At 73.8% G+C, this 15,395-nt stretch carries 13 protein-coding genes; 3 read left to right on the forward strand and 10 right to left on the reverse strand.

What is annotated here, in order from left to right; translation table 11 throughout:
• Positions 1-151: 151 nt before the first annotated feature.
• Complete coding sequence (locus ABVB68_RS24655) at positions 152-1,294, forward strand: FUSC family protein (protein ID WP_503006230.1); 1,143 nt, start codon at positions 152-154, stop codon at positions 1,292-1,294.
• A 36-nt stretch (positions 1,295-1,330) separates the two neighbouring features.
• On the opposite strand, the gene ABVB68_RS24660 is transcribed toward ABVB68_RS24655, so the two are convergent.
• Positions 1,331-1,936, reverse strand: a complete 606-nt coding sequence (locus ABVB68_RS24660; RefSeq protein WP_353603300.1) for a molybdenum cofactor biosysynthesis protein — start codon at positions 1,934-1,936, stop codon at positions 1,331-1,333.
• A gap of 211 nt (positions 1,937-2,147) precedes the next feature.
• Here ABVB68_RS24660 and ABVB68_RS24665 point away from each other — a divergent pair, with 211 nt between their 5' ends.
• Both ABVB68_RS24665 and ABVB68_RS24670 read left to right on the forward strand, forming a co-directional pair.
• Positions 2,148-3,083 carry an alpha/beta hydrolase fold domain-containing protein gene (locus ABVB68_RS24665; RefSeq protein ID WP_353603301.1) on the forward strand — a complete coding sequence of 312 codons (936 nt, stop codon included), beginning with the start codon at positions 2,148-2,150 and terminating at the stop codon, positions 3,081-3,083.
• Between the two features lie 518 nt (positions 3,084-3,601).
• Positions 3,602-4,435, forward strand: a complete 834-nt coding sequence (locus ABVB68_RS24670) for a LamG domain-containing protein (protein ID WP_353603302.1) — start codon at positions 3,602-3,604, stop codon at positions 4,433-4,435.
• A gap of 234 nt (positions 4,436-4,669) precedes the next feature.
• On the opposite strand, the gene ABVB68_RS24675 is transcribed toward ABVB68_RS24670, so the two are convergent.
• The 9 genes from ABVB68_RS24675 to pelF all read right to left on the reverse strand — a co-directional run bounded on the left by ABVB68_RS24675 (position 4,670) and on the right by pelF (position 15,363).
• Positions 4,670-5,518 (reverse strand): lysozyme, encoded by an 849-nt coding sequence (locus ABVB68_RS24675; protein ID WP_353603303.1) that lies wholly within the window; start codon positions 5,516-5,518, stop codon positions 4,670-4,672.
• 136 nt (positions 5,519-5,654) lie between these two features.
• Entirely contained in the window at positions 5,655-7,511 is a 1,857-nt protein-coding gene (locus ABVB68_RS24680) for a M1 family metallopeptidase (RefSeq protein WP_353603304.1), read from the reverse strand.
• Positions 7,512-8,291: 780 nt separating this feature from the next.
• A complete protein-coding gene (locus ABVB68_RS24685) occupies positions 8,292-8,945 on the reverse strand; it encodes a maltokinase N-terminal cap-like domain-containing protein (protein WP_353603305.1) in 654 nt (217 codons plus the stop codon).
• 39 nt (positions 8,946-8,984) lie between these two features.
• Positions 8,985-9,656 carry a spherulation-specific family 4 protein gene (locus ABVB68_RS24690; RefSeq protein ID WP_353603306.1) on the reverse strand — a complete coding sequence of 224 codons (672 nt, stop codon included), beginning with the start codon at positions 9,654-9,656 and terminating at the stop codon, positions 8,985-8,987.
• Positions 9,653-10,558: an NAD-dependent epimerase/dehydratase family protein gene (locus tag ABVB68_RS24695; RefSeq protein WP_353603307.1), complete on the reverse strand. Its 906-nt coding sequence runs from the start codon at positions 10,556-10,558 to the stop codon at positions 9,653-9,655. Before ABVB68_RS24695 ends, ABVB68_RS24690 begins: the two co-directional genes overlap by 4 nt.
• 7 nt (positions 10,559-10,565) lie before the next feature.
• Positions 10,566-11,279, reverse strand: a complete 714-nt coding sequence (locus ABVB68_RS24700; protein ID WP_353603308.1) for a nucleotidyltransferase family protein — start codon at positions 11,277-11,279, stop codon at positions 10,566-10,568.
• 135 nt (positions 11,280-11,414) lie between these two features.
• Complete coding sequence (locus tag ABVB68_RS24705; protein ID WP_353603309.1) at positions 11,415-12,416, reverse strand: GDP-mannose 4,6-dehydratase; 1,002 nt, start codon at positions 12,414-12,416, stop codon at positions 11,415-11,417.
• A gap of 44 nt (positions 12,417-12,460) precedes the next feature.
• Positions 12,461-13,855 carry a hypothetical protein gene (locus ABVB68_RS24710; protein WP_353603310.1) on the reverse strand — a complete coding sequence of 465 codons (1,395 nt, stop codon included), beginning with the start codon at positions 13,853-13,855 and terminating at the stop codon, positions 12,461-12,463.
• Positions 13,852-15,363 carry a GT4 family glycosyltransferase PelF gene (gene pelF / locus ABVB68_RS24715; protein WP_353603311.1) on the reverse strand — a complete coding sequence of 504 codons (1,512 nt, stop codon included), beginning with the start codon at positions 15,361-15,363 and terminating at the stop codon, positions 13,852-13,854. Before pelF ends, ABVB68_RS24710 begins: the two co-directional genes overlap by 4 nt.
• Between the last annotated feature and the right edge of the window lie 32 nt (positions 15,364-15,395).

The following is a 15,395-nucleotide window of genomic DNA, read 5'->3' on the forward strand; positions in this document are numbered from 1 at the left end:
GGCGGCGCCGTCTCCTCGTCCCAAGGAGACGGCGCCGCCGTCGTCGTACCCCCTTCGGCGCGCGAGCATGCACGACCGTGTGACGCGAGCCACGACCGTGTGAGATGCGGGCGAGGGGCATGAGACGGTGCCCGGGTGGCACCCGGGCCGCGTGCGTGGGATACGAACGACATGGCAGGCCTCGGCACGTGATCTGTACGAGGCGGTGCGCTGGGTACGCCGGGCCGGTGCCGGACCCGGTCGCGAGCGCGATCTGACCGTCCAGGCGCTGAAGGGGGCGCTCGCCGCATGGGTGGCCTGGGCGGTGGCGGGCTGGTGGCTGCACGCGCCGGTGGCCTTCGTGGCACCGTGGGTGGCGGTGGTGCTGGTGGAGTCGACCGTGTACCGGTCGATCGCGCACGGCCTGCAGCAGCTGGCGGCGGTCGCGGCCGGCACGGTCGTCGCCACCGCGGTCGGACTGCTGCTGCACGACCCGGTCGTCGCCATGGCGGTGGTGCTGCCCCTCACGATGCTGCTCGGCCAGTGGAGGCGCCTCGGCAGCCACGGCATCTACGCGGCCACCGGCGCCCTGTTCGTCCTGACCAACGGCTCGGTCACCGTCACCACCTCGGCGGCCCGGCTCGGCGAGTCCCTGTTCGGCGCGGTCGTCGGCATCGCCGTCAACGCACTGATCCGGCCGCCGCTGTATCTGCGGGACAGCCGTTCCGTGCTGCGGGACGCCACCGAGGAGGCCCACGACATCCTGCGGGCCGTGGCGGACGGGCTGGCCGAGGGTCGCTGGAACGCCGAGGAGGCCGGCGCCTGGCACGACCGGGCCCTGCGGCTGCGCCAGCTCGTGGCGGAGGCCCACTCGTCGGTCGGATGGAGCCGGGAGAGCCTGCGCGGGAACCTGCGCCTGCGCCGCGCCGGCACCGCGCCGGCGGTGGGCAAGGAGTACGACGACGCGGTGGTGGTCCTCGACTACGCGGCCGTACACACCGCGGGAGTGACCCGGACGGTGCTGGAGGCCGCCGCCGAGGACAAGCCGGCGCCGCGCCCCGAAGTCGCGCACCGGTACGCCGAGTTCCTGTGCCGCACCGCCGATGCGCTGTGGCTCTACGGTGACAGCCGGTTCAGCGACGAGCGCTACGACGAACTGCACAAGGCGGTGGCCGACCTGCGGGAGACGCTGCAGGAGCTGCGCCGGGACCTGGTCCGCTCCCTGCCGGACGACCCCGACGAACTGGCCACCTACGGCACACTGCTCGCGCAGGCCCACCGGCTCGCCGACCAGCTGGCGGTCTCCGGCAGCTGACCGCGGCCGGCCGGACCCGGTGGCGCCGTCGTGCCTCTACGCCGGTCCCGGCTCCCGAACGCCGAACACGGCCGGGCCGACCGTGAGGGTGCCGTCGGTCAGCGGCCGGCAGCGGACTCCCCCGCCGCCGCGCAGCGCGCGCTGCGCCCCGGGGCCGAGAGTGGTGTCCATCCACGCGCAGGGCCGGGCAGCGCCGCGCACCGCCAGGTCGACCGGTCCGGTGCCGCTGTCGAGGAAGACCGTCGCGCCGATGTAGGCGTCGATGTCGACTCCGCGCAGCAGGACGTTGCGCCGGGTCCGCAGCAGATCCCCCTCGTGCGGCTCGTACGGCGGGATCCGTTCGGCCGCCATGAGGGTGATCGAGGCGTTGCGGTGGGCGGGGTGGTTGAAGTACCGGTCGCCGACGATGCCGAGCCCCGCGCGCACCTCGGCCGCCGGCACCAGTTCGTCGCCCGGCAGCTCGGGCAGTCCCTCGCCCGGCCGGCCCGCGAACCGGTGCACCGGGGAGACGAGCAACTGCAGGATCTCGACGTGCGACACGCCTCGACCCCGGCCGGCGCTCCGTGGCGCGCGGGCCTCCCCGAGGTCGTCGACGACGCCGGGGACCGGGCAGGACGAGGTGGTCAGCCGCACATCAGCCATGGCGCCGACCGTACCGCCCCGCGTGCGGCCGTGGCGGGGCGCGGTGGCGGCGGGCCGGGCGGTGGCCCAGCTCGCCGCACAGGCTTCCGCCGGCTCCGACACGGTCGTGGTCGAACTTCCCCAGGAACGGGGGCTTACACGTGTAACATCCCGCGCCGACGGCTTCGCTCCCCCGGCCGATCACCCCGGCTCGTGACGGAAGGCCCCCGACATGACGTCCACCGCCTCTGACCCGCGCGACACGACCTGGCCGCCGCCCTCCTGTCTGGCGCCCACCCCGGCGGTGGCCGGCAGTGACGGCGTGACCCGCTTCGCCGGGCTGAGCTACGCCACCTCGCCCGGCTACCGGCCGCGACTGCTGGACGTCCACGTGCCGCCCGTCCCGGCACCCGCACCCGCCGTCGTATGGATCCACGGCGGCGGCTGGCTGGAGGGCGATCGGCGCTATCCGCCGCCGACCGTGCCGGTGGAGCTGCTGCACGGGGCCGTGCTCGGCGCCGGGCTGGCCCTCGTCTGCGTCGACTACCGGCACAGCCTCGAAGCGCCCTTCCCGGCCCAGTTGCACGACGTCAAGGCCGCCATCAGGTACGTACGGCGGCACGCGACGGTGCTGGGCATCGACCCCGGACGCATCGGCGCCTGGGGTGAGTCGGCGGGCGGCCACCTCGCCGCGCTGGCCGGTCTGGTCCGCGCCGGCGCGCACGGAGCCTGGCTCGAGGGCACGGAGGGCGTAACCGGCGAGGACAGTGCGGTGCGTGTGGTGGTCGACTGGTACGGCGTGTCCGACATCGAGCCGCTGCTCGCCCGGCCCCTGCCGCCCATGCCCGGCGGACCGTCGTACCCGAGCCCTCTCACGACGCTGCTCGGCGGCCCGGAGGCCGAACGGCCGGTACGCGCGTGTGCCGCCAGCCCCGTGACGTACGCGACGGGCGGCACTCCGCCCCCCTTCCTGCTGGTCCACGGCCGCGAGGACCAGGTCGTGCCCTACAGCCAGAGCGAGGCGCTGGCCCGGGTGCTCAGGGAAGCGGGCGGGGAGGTCACCGTGCGGCCCGTCGAAGGGGCCGACCACATCTTCCTCGGTTCCGCGGAGGTGCCCGCCGTCGTGGCGGAGAGCGTCGACTTCCTGCGGCGCGGCCTGACGGGCTGACGGCAGGCACGAGGGCGTCCCGGCCGCGCGGCTCCGGCGGGCGGGCCGGTCGGGCGGACTCGCGCCGCACCAGGACGGGTTCGACGGCGGGCAGCGCGGCGGCGGTCCTGTGGTATGCGACCTTGAGCGTGTGCCGGTCGATGTCTGCGCTGGTCAGGGCGGTGTGGAGTGGGTCGCCGCGGCCTTGGCGCCACCGTCGGGCCGTGTCGTTCCCGCCCCGGCCGGCCCGCCGTCGCCGCGATGTCGCTCAGGAGGCGGGCCGCCGGTGCCGATCAGCCACTTCAGGTGGCGAAACCATGGCCGGGCGGCTCCACGGCGACCGAACGGTGTCCCAGGAGTGCGAGTTCGGCCTGGAGCGGGGCGAAGGAGAAGGAGAAGGTTCGACGGCACAGGACACGCGGTCGCCGAGGTGCTGCGGATCGGTGCGCCGCGCCGGGGCGGTCCCTCGAAAGGGTCAATCTCGGCGCCGAGTCGGGGCCCGGGCGCATGCCCGGTCACCGATGGGTGAGACATCCGGCATGGACGAATCGACGCCGAGTGGCCGGCTGCCGGCCCCGCGACGCGCAGCCGGGTCCCAGGTCGTCTTCATCGCGGACTTCACCTCCGCGGCCCAGTGGGTCGCCGGCCGCTCGTGGGCCTATCCCGACGGGGGGCCGGTCAATCCGCGTGACGACAAACTGGACTACCTGGTCCCCGACGCCGGTTACAGCCGCTCGGGGGTCTTCCGGGCCAGGCGCCGGCCTGACGGCAGGTGGAACACGGGCCTGCTGACGACCGAGGGCAGTGAGGAGGGGTTCACGGTACGGCCGGGTGACGTCCTGGAAGCCCGTGTCCGGCTGCCCCGGGAGACCGGCGCCTGGCCTGCCATCTGGACCTGGCGGGACGGCGACCAGGAGATCGACGTCTTCGAATACCACCCCGACAACCCGGATCTGCTGGAATTCACCAACCACGTACGCGGCACCAACCGTTACCACCGCGACGACGCCGTCCGCCCGGGTGCGTGGGTGGACCTGCGCACGGAGTTCGGGCGGCGCTCGGTGAACTGGTGGCTGAACGGCGAGCGGGTCTTCGAGGACGGGCGGGGCGTGGGCCGGGACTGGCGTGCCTACCTCATCGTCAACCTCTCGGTCTGCGCCGGGCGTTACCACCCCCCGCCCCCGCCGGAGACGACCGGGATGTCGTTCGAGGTGAGCAGCCTGGTGGTACGGCGCCCCGCGCCGGGCCGGGTCCCGCCCGGGGCGACGGCGGCCGCGGAAACCGCGCCTGCGGCGACCACGACGGGCCCGGAAGGTGCGGCAGGCGCGTCCGAGTCGGCAACCGCGTCGGGAGGCGATGTGGAACTGGCGTGACCTGCCACCACGGGGTGCGGCCCCGGCGTTCCCGCGGCCCCGTCGCCGTCCAGGACCTCGAGCGCGCCCTGGACGGCGACGCGGCGCCGCACACCCGCGGCCACCCGAGGGGTCATCCCCGACGGGTCGCCTACGCTGCCCCCTCCACGGGGCACGGACGGCTGTGCCGCGCCGCCCATGCCCTGGTCGCTTCGCTTCGGCCCTGCGGCCCGACTCCCGCCGCACGGCCGGCGGTCATGCCGTGGCGAAGTCCTTCAGCTGGGACGCCGAGCCGTTGAAGCGGTCGTGGTCACCGACCGTCTTCCCGGTGGAGGTGTACTGCCACATCGTGTACGCCGTCCAGCCCGACGGGAGCGTTCCCGCGGTGGCGGCGTAGCGGGCGATCCAGAGCGGGTTGGAAGCGCCGAATCCCGCGTAGTTGCCGGTGCAGTCGGTCCACCAGCTGGTGGCCGTGTAGATGACCGCGGCGCGGCCCGTACGGGTCTTGTAGCGGTTCAGGAAGTCGCGTACCCAGGTGACCATCCCGCTCTTGGTCTTGCCGTAGCAGGCGGCTCCGTAGGGATTCCACTCGATGTCGAGGACGCCGGGAAGCGTCTTGCCGTCCTTGGACCAGCCGCCCCCGTGGTCCACGAAGTAGTCGGCCTGCGCGGCGCCGCCGGTGGTGTCCGGAGTGGCGAAGTGGTACGCGCCGCGGATCATGCCGGTGTCGTACGAGCCGTTGTACTGCTGGGTGAAGTAGGGGTTGGTGTAGTAGGTCCCCTCCGAGGCCTTCGTGTAGGCCCATCTGTTGCCGGCGCCCCACAGGGTCGGCCAGTCGACGTTGCCCTGGTAACTGGCGACGTCGACGCCTTCCGTCTGGGTGACGCGGTTGTCGTTGCTCGGGGCGTCGGGGCCGACGCCGCTTCCGTCGTGGGCGAGGACGCCCATGCCCATGTAGGCGCTGCCACGGGCGGGGGTGTCGGGCCCCGTTCCCGGCAGGGCCGCCGGGGCGGACAGGGCGAGGAGGAGGCCGGTCAGGGCTGCCGTGACGGCCAGGCGTGAGCGGCGGCGGTGGAGTCTTATCAGAGGGTGCACGACATCCATCTGACCCGCGGTCGGGTGGCGCCGCACTCCGGATACCGCCCAACGAAGGCCATCCCGGCCCGACTTTGGTCCAGACGAGTGGCTCCGGCCGGGCGGGGCGCCGCGCGGGGGCCTCGCCCGGCCGGCCGTCTCCGGCTCAGCCGTCGATGCGGTGCTGGGTCCAGAAGGAGGTCAGGTCCGTGCTCGTGGCGGCCTGTGCCGCCGCCTTGAACTCGGCCGTGGTGGACACGCCGTACCAGTGCGCGGTCGCGTAGTCCTTCAGCAGCTTGCTCATGGCGGTGTCACCGATGAGGCGCCGCAGGTCGTGCAGGGCGCACTTGCCGTAGCCGTAGACGACGGTGGAGTAGCGCGAGGAGTGGGCGTCCCAGTAGGCCATGGAGTTGGTGATCTTCTCGGCACCGGAGGCCCAGGAGACGCTGCTCCAGCAGCCGCTGCCGGTCTTGCCCTGCGCGAGATCGGTGGCGTAGTCGGTGAACGCCTCGTCCAGCCAGGGGCTGTTGTACTCGTCGTCGCCGACGATGCCGTACCACCACTGGTGGCCGATCTCATGGGTGAGGGCGGTGGTGCTGACCAGGTCCAGGACGAATCCGGGGTACTCCATTCCGCCGAACCAGTAGTTGTTGTCGATGACCGCGTCCAGCTCGCCGTAGGGATAGGCGCCGAAGCGGGCCGCGTGGGCGTCCACGGCGCTCCTCGCGGTACTGAGCATGGACTGGGCGCTGGAGGAGCTGATGCCGGAGACGGAGTAGACGTTCACCGGGACGCCGGCGGCGGAGGTGCCGGAGATCTTGGTGAAGGGGCCGGCCGCCCAGGCGAAGTCGCGGACCTTGGCGGCGGTGGCGGTGGTGACCGTACGGCCGCTGGAGCCGGGTGTGTCGGTGGAGGTGCCGGTGGCCGGGACGAGCAGGCCGCTGGGGTGGTCGAGGGTCACCTTGAAGTCGGCGGCCAGGGAGTAGAACGACTCGCCGTTGTTGGTGTACGGGTCCAGGTGCCAGCCCGCGCCGTCGCGGACGGCGAGGACGGGCAGCGCGTTGCCGATGAAGCTGAACGCCCCGTCGTGGCCGAATCGGTCGGCGCCGCTGGGCACGGTGATGCCGAGGTCGAAGCCGACGGTGGCGCTGCGGCCCTGGGCGAGCGGGGACGGCAGGTCGATCCTGAGGGCGGTGCAGGCGACGGAGAGGGCGCCGGCCGTGCCGCCGGTGACGTTGCCCACCTTGATGGGCATCGCGTCGCAGCTGCCGTGGTAGTTGTCCCACAGCCGCAGGTAGACCTCGCCCAGCGGGGCGGCGGAGGCGTTGGTGAAGGTGACGCTCTCGTGCCCGGTCCAGGCGGTGCCGCTCGTGTCGCTCGCGAGGCTGACGGTGTACGAGGGTGCCGCCGGGGTGCGGGTGGAGTCGCCGGGCGGCGGTGTGGTGCCGCCGGAGGTGTCGAGGGCGATGTCGTCGAGGACGAAACTCGTCTGGAGGCTGGAGTCCTCGGTGCCGGTGAAGGACAGGTTCACCGTCTGGCCGGCGAACGAGGACACGTCGAGCGACTTCTGCACGTAGCCGGTGTTCTTGTCGAGGTTCGAGTAGGTGGCCAGCGTCGTGCTGCCGATCTTGACCGTCAGTTTGTCGTAGGCGGTGGACGAGGTCGTCTCGGCGGTGTCGATGTGCAGCCAGAAGGTCAGGGTGGCGGTGCTGCACCCGGCCGGGATCGTGACGCTCTGGCCGAGGGTGTCGGTGCGGGTGCCGCCGGATCCGTCCAGCCAGGCGTAGGAGCCGCCGGCGTGGGCGCTCTGCCCGGTGCGGCTGGTGATCACCGTGGACGGGGACGCGGTCCACGGTGCGGTCCCGCTCTCGAAGCCGCCGTTGGCGACCGCCTGGGCCGGAGTGCAGGCGGCGGGGGCCGTGGCCGGCCGAGCGGCGGCGGGTGTGCCGGGGAGTACGAGGGCGGCCGCCGCGGCGACGGCGAGCACGCCGGTGCCGAGGGCCTTGTGGGGGGTCGGTCTCACACGCTACTCCTTTTGCGGCGGCCGTGGTCCGGCCGGCTCGGAGGCCGCCCGGTCGGCTGGGGTGCGCCGGGGCGGCCGCGGACGGGGCTTGCGCGTTCGTGTGCTTGGTGCCGAGGAGCCCGTCGCGCCCTCATGGGGTGCGGGCGACGACTGCCGAAAGAGTGACAGATTTGACCCGTCCATGCCAGACAGGGGGCGGCTGCGCGCCCGGTCCGCCGACGCCGGGGCGCACCGCCGACCGGCCCGGCACCGTTTGACGGCCCGGCACCGTTGACCAGCCCAGCACCGTTGACCAGCCCAGCACCGTTGACCAGCCCAGCACCGTTGACCAGCCCAGCACCGGTGACCAGCCCAGCACCGGTGACCGGCCCAGCACCGTTGACCGGCCAGCGCCGTTGACCAGCCCGGCACCGTTGACCGGCCAGCGCCGTTGACCAGCCCAGCACCGTTGACCAGCCCAGCACCGCCGGCCGGTCCCGCTCCGCCGGTGTCTCACACCGCTGACCGGTCCTCCGCCGGCCGGTCCCGCGCCGCCAACCGGTCCTTCACCACGGGCCGGTTCTTCACCACAGACCGGTTCTTCACCGCCGGCCGTCTCGCAGCGCCAGCCACCTATTCACCGTCGACCGGTCCCACGGCCATCGCCGACCGGCCCTACAGGCGCCGCCGACCGGTCCTACGACCACCACCGGCCGGTCCTGCTGGCCCCGCTGACCGGCCCTACGGCCACCGCCGGCCGGTCCTGCGGCCACCGTCGGCCGGTCGGCGGGCGGCGCCCGATCAGGCGGAGCGCAGTGTGAACAGGACGGCCCGCAGCCGGGTGCCGTCCGGGCCCGGCCAGCCGGTGGCGACGTGCCCGAGGGCGCCCCGGGGCGCCGCCGGCGGGTTCTCGTCGGTGGGTGTGAGCACGCGGTGGACGTGCAGGACCGGGCCACCGGGTGTGGGCAGCCGCGTGCCGTCCCGGTCGTCGGCCGGCTCGGGAGCGAACGTGCCGCCGGTGAGGACGGCCCCGGTGTGGGAGCGGGTCACCTCGTGGTCTGGCGTGTCGCTGATGCTCTGGGCCATCGCCTGCGCCCTGCCCTCGATCAGCGACAGCAACTCGGTGACCAGTACCGGGTCGTGGCAGCCGTCGTAGACCCAGCGTCTGCCCAGCACGCCGTGCTCCGACGTGCCGATGAGCGCCTGCTCGCCCCCTTCGAGCGGCGTCCCCCGGTAGGTGAGCGGTACCAGGTAATCCGTCCGCTGCGGGCTCGTCGCGTCCGTGACCACCATGAACTCGATGCCGACCTCGCCCTCGGGGTCGTCCAGCCGGAAACCGCCCGCCCTCTCCAGTACCGGTGCGGGGGCGCCCCGGTACCAGGGGCGGGCGGGCAGCCAGGCGGCGAGCAGTTCGGTCTTGGTCGGCTTCAGGGTCGTGTGGTGGATGACGGCCATGGGGGTGGATCGCCTCCCGTTGCGCGGATGCGGACCCGCTCAGCCTCCCACATCCGCCGCGCCGGTCAGTGCGGGGCTCAACGCCGCCCAGGGGTTGGGCGGTTCGCCCGTCACCGGCCCGCACACCGCCGCGCCCCGCTCGTGCGCGGTGCGCACGGCGAGCGGCACCAGTGCCTCCGGGACGCCGTACACCAGGTGGCAGAACCGGTCGGGCGGGTGCCGCGCCGTCCAGGCCGGCCGGGTGAACGCCGTGACGTACGTGGTCCAGTGGCCCTCGAAGGTGACGGTCAGGTCGGCGAGGCGGCCGTACCCCGGGTCCGGGTGGGCGCCCGGGTTGAGGACGACGGTGCCCGCGCCGAGCCGGCGCAGCTCCCGCACCAGGCGGCGGCAGGCCGGCAGGCCCGCCGCCGTGGCGGTGACACGGTCGAGGAAGAAGCCGTCGGTGGCGTACCACTCCTGGTGCCGGCGTACGTCCTCGGCGATCTCCGCCCGCTCCCGCACCCCGTAGTCGGTGTCGACGTAGCCGAGCACGCGGGCGCCGGCCGCCCGCAGGGCCCGGGCCGCCGCCGTGAACGCGGGATCGGGGGCGGTGCCGGGGCCGCTCGCGGGGTTGAGGACGACGGCGTAGGTGCGGGCGGCCGCCGAGATCAGGCGGTGCCAGGCTCCGGGGTCCTCGGCCGGGTGCACATAGAGCGGTATCAGCAGGCTCACGGCACGGGCCCGCTCTCCGCCGTGGCCGCCCACAACGCGTCGAGGGCGTCGTCCAGGTCATGGGCGGGACGCCAGCCGAGGGCACGGTCGGCGCGGGTGATGTCGGAGCACTGCCAGGACACCCGGGCCGAGCGTGCCGAGCCGCCCGTGCTCTCCGCCAGCTTCCCCCGGAATCCCGACCGCCGGGCCAGTCGGTGCACCAACTCCCGTACGGGTACGGCCGTTCCGCTGCCGATGTTGAGCACGGGCGGCAGCGGGCCCGGGGCCGTGGCGGCCAGCTCGACCGCGCCGGCGACGTCCCGGACGTCGACGAAGTCGCGGTGCGCGGAGAGGTCCCCGAGCCGCAGCTCCGCCGCGGGGTCCGCGCCGGCCGAGCGGAGCAGTGCGGCCATCCGGCCGGGCAGCCCGGCCAGGGGCGCCCCCGGGCCGACCGGGTTGCCGACCCGGAGCACCACTGCGTCCAGGGCGGCGGAGGCCACCGCGAGGGTGCCCGCCAGTTTGGTCGCGCCGTACGGGGTGACCGGGCAGGCGGGTGCCGACTCGGTGACCGGTTCTTCCGGGGTGCCGGGCCCGTACTCGGCCGCCGAGCCGAGGTGCACCAGGCGGGCCGCGGGAGCCGCCTCGCGCAGCGCGGCGCACAGTACGGCGGGGCCACGGGCGTTGACCTCGGCCAGGGTCACCGGGTCGCCGCCGGTGGCGCCCGCGCAGTTGACCACGGCGTCGGGCGCGGCCGCCGCCAGGGTCTTGGCGAGCCGCTCGGGTCGGTCGGTGGCGAGGTCGATCCGGTACCCGGCCGCCGCGTCGCGGCCGGCGGCGAGGATCTGCGCGCCCGGGAGGGCGCGCAGCCGCTCGGCCACATGGCGGCCCAGATATCCGGTGCCGCCGAGGACGAGAATGCGCATGCGGTACTCAGGCTCCCTTGAGCAGCAGGGACTTGCGGCTGGTGAACTCGGCGTTGGCCCGGTCGTAGTCGTCGGGGCGCCCGATGTCCAGCCAGTAGCCGTCGAACTCGTAGGCGTGCGGCGGGGTCTGGTCCCGGAGCAGGTCGAGGACCAGCTCGTCGAAGCCCAGCGGCAGGCCCGGGGTGTAGCCGTCGAGGGTGTCGCGGCTGAGGCCGTAGACGCCCATGGAGACGCGGTAGTCCATGCTGGGCTTCTCGGTGAAGGCGACCACCTTGCTGGCGTCGGTGGTCAGTACGCCGAAGTCGATGTGCACCTTGCGGGCGTAGGTGGCGATGGTCAGGGGGGCGCGCGACTCCCGGTGCCGGCGCAGCACATCGGCGTAGTCGAGGTCGGTGAGGACGTCGCCGTTCATGACCAGGAAGGTGTCGGGCAGCCGGTCTCTCAGGTTGAGCAGCGGGCCCATGGTGCCGAGCGGGCTGTCCTCGGTGGCGTAGTCGACGCTCATGCCCCACTGCGCGCCGTCGCCGACGTAGGCGCGGATGATCTCGCCGAGGTGGCCTATGGCGATGGTGCAGTGGGTGAAGCCGGCCGCCGACAGCTGGCGCAGCACGATCTCCAGGATGGCGTGCTGGTCGCCGATGGGGACGAGCGGCTTGGGCAGCGCGGTGGTGTAGGGCCGCAGCCGGACGCCCTTGCCTCCCGCCAGAATCACTGCGTGCATGGGGCTCCTCCTTCGTTGCCGTGAAGACGTTTGACGTAGGGACATGGGAAACGTGCCGGGACCGGCCGGACGGGGACACGGGGAACGTGCCGGAACCGGCCGGATCGGGGGACACGGGGAACGTGCCGGAACCGGTCAGATGTTGTAGATGCCGGTCTTGTACCGGGCGAGGTTGGCGGGATCGCGGAAGAACTCAGCGGTCTGGGCGAGGCCCTGCTCCAGGGTGTGGGCGGGCTGCCAGCCGGTGGCGTCGGCGAGCCGGGTGGCGTCGGCGACCAGACGCATCACCTCGGAGCCGGCCGGCCGGACGCGCGCGGTGTCCTCGCGGACGTCGAGGGCGGTGTCCATGACCTTCCCGATCAGTGCGACGAGGTCGCCGACGGAGATCTCGCCGCCCGTACCGGCGTTGAAGGTGCGGCCGACGACCTTTTCGGCCGGGGCGGTGCCGACGGCGAGGAAGGCCTGGGCGGTGTCCTTGACGAAGGTGAAGTCGCGGGTGGGTCGCAGATCGCCGAGCGTGATGGTGCGCTCCCCCGCCGCCACCTGGCCGATGACGGTGGGGATGACCGCACGCATGGACTGGCGCGGTCCGAAGGTGTTGAACGGGCGCAGGGTGACGACCTGGGTGCCGAAGCTGGCGTGGTAGCTGTCGGCCAGCCGGTCCCCGCCCGCCTTCGAAGCGGCGTACGGGGACTGGGTGTTGATGGGATGGTCCTCGGTGATGGGCACGGTCTGCGCGGTGCCGTAGGTCTCGCTGGTGGAGGTGTGCACGAGCCGGGGCGTGTCCAGGGCGCGCACGGCCTCCAGCACGTTGAGGGTGCCGGTGACGTTGGTCTCCACGTAGCTGTGCGGGGCCTGGTAGGAGTACGGGATCGCGATCAGCGCGGCCAGGTGGTAGGCGGTGTCGGCGCCCTCCAGCAGGCCGCGGACCGAGCCGGGATCGCGGACGTCACCGAGGACGATCTCGACGTGGTCGAGGACGTCCGGGGCGAGGGTCTCCAGCCAGCCGTAGGAGGAGAAGGAGTTGTACTGGGCCATGGCTCTGACCCGGTGGCCGGAGGCGACCAGGGCCTCGGTGAGGTGGGAGCCGATGAAGCCTTCGGCTCCGGTGACGGCGGCGAGCGGTACGGAGGTCAACTGCGGTGTCCTTCCGACGGGTTGATGCGGTGTTGGGTGAGACGTCAGGCGTGCCGGGCGGGGCGGCCGAGGAGCCGCACCACGCACGCCACGAGGCACAGCGCGGCGGCGCCGCAGCACAGCGGCAGCGCGGCCGGCCCCGGTGGCAGGCGCAGCAGCGTGACCGCGCCGGCCGCGCACGCGGCGGCCAGGCAGATCGCGGCCGGTGGCCAGGCGGTACCGAAGGCCTGGAGGAGCAGCGCGGTCCACAGGGTGGCCGCGAGCAGCAGCAGGGTGGCCGGTGCGGCGCCGGTGAGGTAGGCGGCGGGCAGCAGCGGGAGCAGATAGGCGAGCAGACACAGGCCGAGGACGGCCGTCGAGCGCAGCAGGAAGCCGACGGGGGTGGCGGTCGCGCGCAGAGCGGCGACGGACAGCCCGCGGTAGCGGTACAGCAGCCATTCGGCGGGGCCCATGCTGACGGTCAGCACGATCACCGCGTACGGCTCCCGGCGGCCCTCCATCAGGACGAGCAGACCGGCGGCGAGCCCGAACAGCCCGTACGGCACGGACCGTAGCACCGGAGTCCGCCTGGTGTCGGCGGTTGCCGGGGCGGCGAGGGCGCCGCGCAGCACGTGACCGGTCGCGCCGAGTGCGGCCAGCAGCGCCAGCAGCGGCAGCCCGACGCGCAGCGGGGTGCCGGGGTCCCACCGGGGCAGCACGGCGGCGCCCGCGACGACCGGGCTGAGCGCGGCCAGCAGCAGCCGCTCGCGGGCCAGGACGAGCAGGACACCGGCCGCGGCGAGATACAGCGACTGCGCTGCCGCCACCGGGATCGCCGCGCCGCCGCCGGCCAGCGGTACGGCGGCGGCCGTGGCGAGTGCCGCCCCGAGGGGCGCGCCGGTCAGGAGGGTACGGGCGGCCTCCCGGCGTCCGGTCACCATCCGCAGGTGGGCGCGGTGGCCGAGGCCCTGGCCCCACGCCCAGGAGACGAGGCCGGCGACGATCAGCCCGGCGGCGTGCCGTCCCGGCTGCCACAGGGGGGCGGTGAGCAGGTAGGCCAGTCCCGGCAGCGCGAACAGGACGCCGCGCAGCAGGCAGCGGACGGTGTCCGGGCGCCACGGGTCGGCCGCCGGTGCGGGTTCCGGGAAGGTCCTGGGCACCTGTTCGTAGAGTGCGGTGGCGAGGGAGAACAGGTTCGGGTGGCCGTAACCGTCCTTGATCTGGTCGGCGGTCAGGCCCTCGGCCTCCAGCAGGGCGGCCACCTCGTAGGGGTGGACGGCCGGCCCTATGCGGTCGGCGAGTTCGGCGGCCAGCCGGCTCACCGCCTCCTCGTCCGGGCCGTACGCGGGCAGCCGCAGGGCGAGGGTGCGGTCGTCGCGGCGCAGCGGTGTCCCGGCGAGCCGCAGGGCGAGGGTGTCCTGTTCGCTTCCGCCCGGTTCGAGGGCCATGGGTCCGCTCATCCGGCCAGACTCCTCGCGGCGATCCGCAGGTCCTGCCGCCGTCCGGCCGGCACGGTCGACCGGCTGGTGTGCGTGGGCAGTTCCAGGTATATCGAGCGGAAGGTGTCGACGGTCTGGCGCAGGGTGAACTGCTCGATCACCCGCAGCCGGGCCGCCTCCCCCATCGCCCCGCGCCGCCCGGCGTCGCCCAACAGCTCCAGGGCTGCCGCGGCCATGCGGGCCGGGTCGCGCGGCGGGACGACGAGGCCCGTGTCGCCGACGGCCTCCCGCACCCCGCCCACGTCGGTCGAGACGGTCGCCCGTCCGCAGGACATGGCCTCGATGAGCGTGAACGGGAAGCCCTCGCTGATGCTGGAGAGCATGACGACGTTCCCGGCCGCGTAGGCGTCCTTGATGTCGTCGACCCGGCCCTCGAAGGTGACGGCGTCCGCGTGCCCCAGTTCGGCCGCCAGCGCCTCGCAGCGTTCCCGGTACGCCTCTCCGCCCCGGGGCGTGCCGCCGAACAGGCGCAGCCGGGCCTCGGGGATCTCGGCCCGCACCAGGGCGAAGGCGCGGATGAGGGTCTCCAGGTCCTTGATCGGGTCCACCCGTCCCGCCCAGCTGAGCGTGGGCGTGTCCGGCTGGGGTCCGGCGGCCGGGAAGGCGGCGGGGTCCACGCCGTTGTAGACCGTGCGGATCGACTGCGGGTCGGCGCCGCCCTGTTCCTCCCAGAGCCGGTTGTAGCGGTTGCCCGGGGTGATCAGGGCGGCGCGGCGGTAGCTCTCCTCGGCCAGCAGCCGGAAGAAGCCGAGGACGACGGCCTTCACCGGCCAGCGGTAGGGGGCGGTGCGGTAGCCGAGGTAGCGCTCGCGCAGGTAGACGCCGTGCTCGGTGAGCAGGAGCGGCACGTCGTACCGTTCCAGGGCGGCGAGGCCGGGCAGGACGGCGACCCCGCCGCTGACCGCGTGGGCGACACCCCGCCGCGGGAGTGGCGCGGCGAGCGGGCGCAGGACGTGTTCGAGCAGGGCGGTGGCGGTGACCGCGTCGTGCAGGCTGGGCCGGGCCTCGCGGACGGCGAGCCCGGGACGGTTCCACACCGCGGCCAGGATGGACACGGCCCGGTCGCCGCGGAGGAACGGGCTCAGCATGCCGTCGCCGGCGGCCCGGGCCATGGTGTATAGCGCGGGCGCGAACTGGTCCTCGGCCCGCGGGTCGAGCAGGGCGGTGAGGAAACGTTCGTAGGCGGCGCCCAGCCGGTTGCGGGCGCGGCCCCGGGGTGGGCGTCCGTCCGGCGGGTCTCCCCACATCGGGACGGAGAGGACCTCGTGGACGTGGCTGGGCAGGTCCCATACGACGGGTTCGCGGCCGGTTCCGGTGACGGCGATGACGTCGAAGTCGAGGTCGGGCATGCCCTGGACGAGTTGGTCGCACCAGACGCTCACACCGCCATGGCTGTGCGGGTAGGTGCCTTCGGTGAGCAGGGTGACGTGCGCGGCGCCGGGGCGGCGCACGCCGTGCTGAACGTGCATCGATTGTGCTCCACGGCCGAGGTGTGGGGTGG

Source organism: Streptomyces sp. NPDC096012, from assembly GCF_040426375.1.
In the GTDB taxonomy this organism is placed as follows: Bacteria; Actinomycetota; Actinomycetes; order Streptomycetales; family Streptomycetaceae; genus Streptomyces.

Coding starts and splice junctions, on each gene's coding strand:
- ABVB68_RS24685 (WP_353603305.1), bottom strand. CDS start 8,945: ATGGCCGTCATCCACCACACGACCCTGAAGCCGACCAAGACCGAACTG.
- ABVB68_RS24675 (WP_353603303.1), bottom strand. CDS start 5,518: ATGGATGTCGTGCACCCTCTGATAAGACTCCACCGCCGCCGCTCACGC.
- ABVB68_RS24695 (WP_353603307.1), bottom strand. CDS start 10,558: ATGCGCATTCTCGTCCTCGGCGGCACCGGATATCTGGGCCGCCATGTG.
- ABVB68_RS24665 (WP_353603301.1), top strand. CDS start 2,148: ATGACGTCCACCGCCTCTGACCCGCGCGACACGACCTGGCCGCCGCCC.
- ABVB68_RS24670 (WP_353603302.1), top strand. CDS start 3,602: ATGGACGAATCGACGCCGAGTGGCCGGCTGCCGGCCCCGCGACGCGCA.
- ABVB68_RS24700 (WP_353603308.1), bottom strand. CDS start 11,279: ATGCACGCAGTGATTCTGGCGGGAGGCAAGGGCGTCCGGCTGCGGCCC.
- pelF (WP_353603311.1), bottom strand. CDS start 15,363: ATGCACGTTCAGCACGGCGTGCGCCGCCCCGGCGCCGCGCACGTCACC.
- ABVB68_RS24710 (WP_353603310.1), bottom strand. CDS start 13,855: ATGAGCGGACCCATGGCCCTCGAACCGGGCGGAAGCGAACAGGACACC.
- ABVB68_RS24660 (WP_353603300.1), bottom strand. CDS start 1,936: ATGGCTGATGTGCGGCTGACCACCTCGTCCTGCCCGGTCCCCGGCGTC.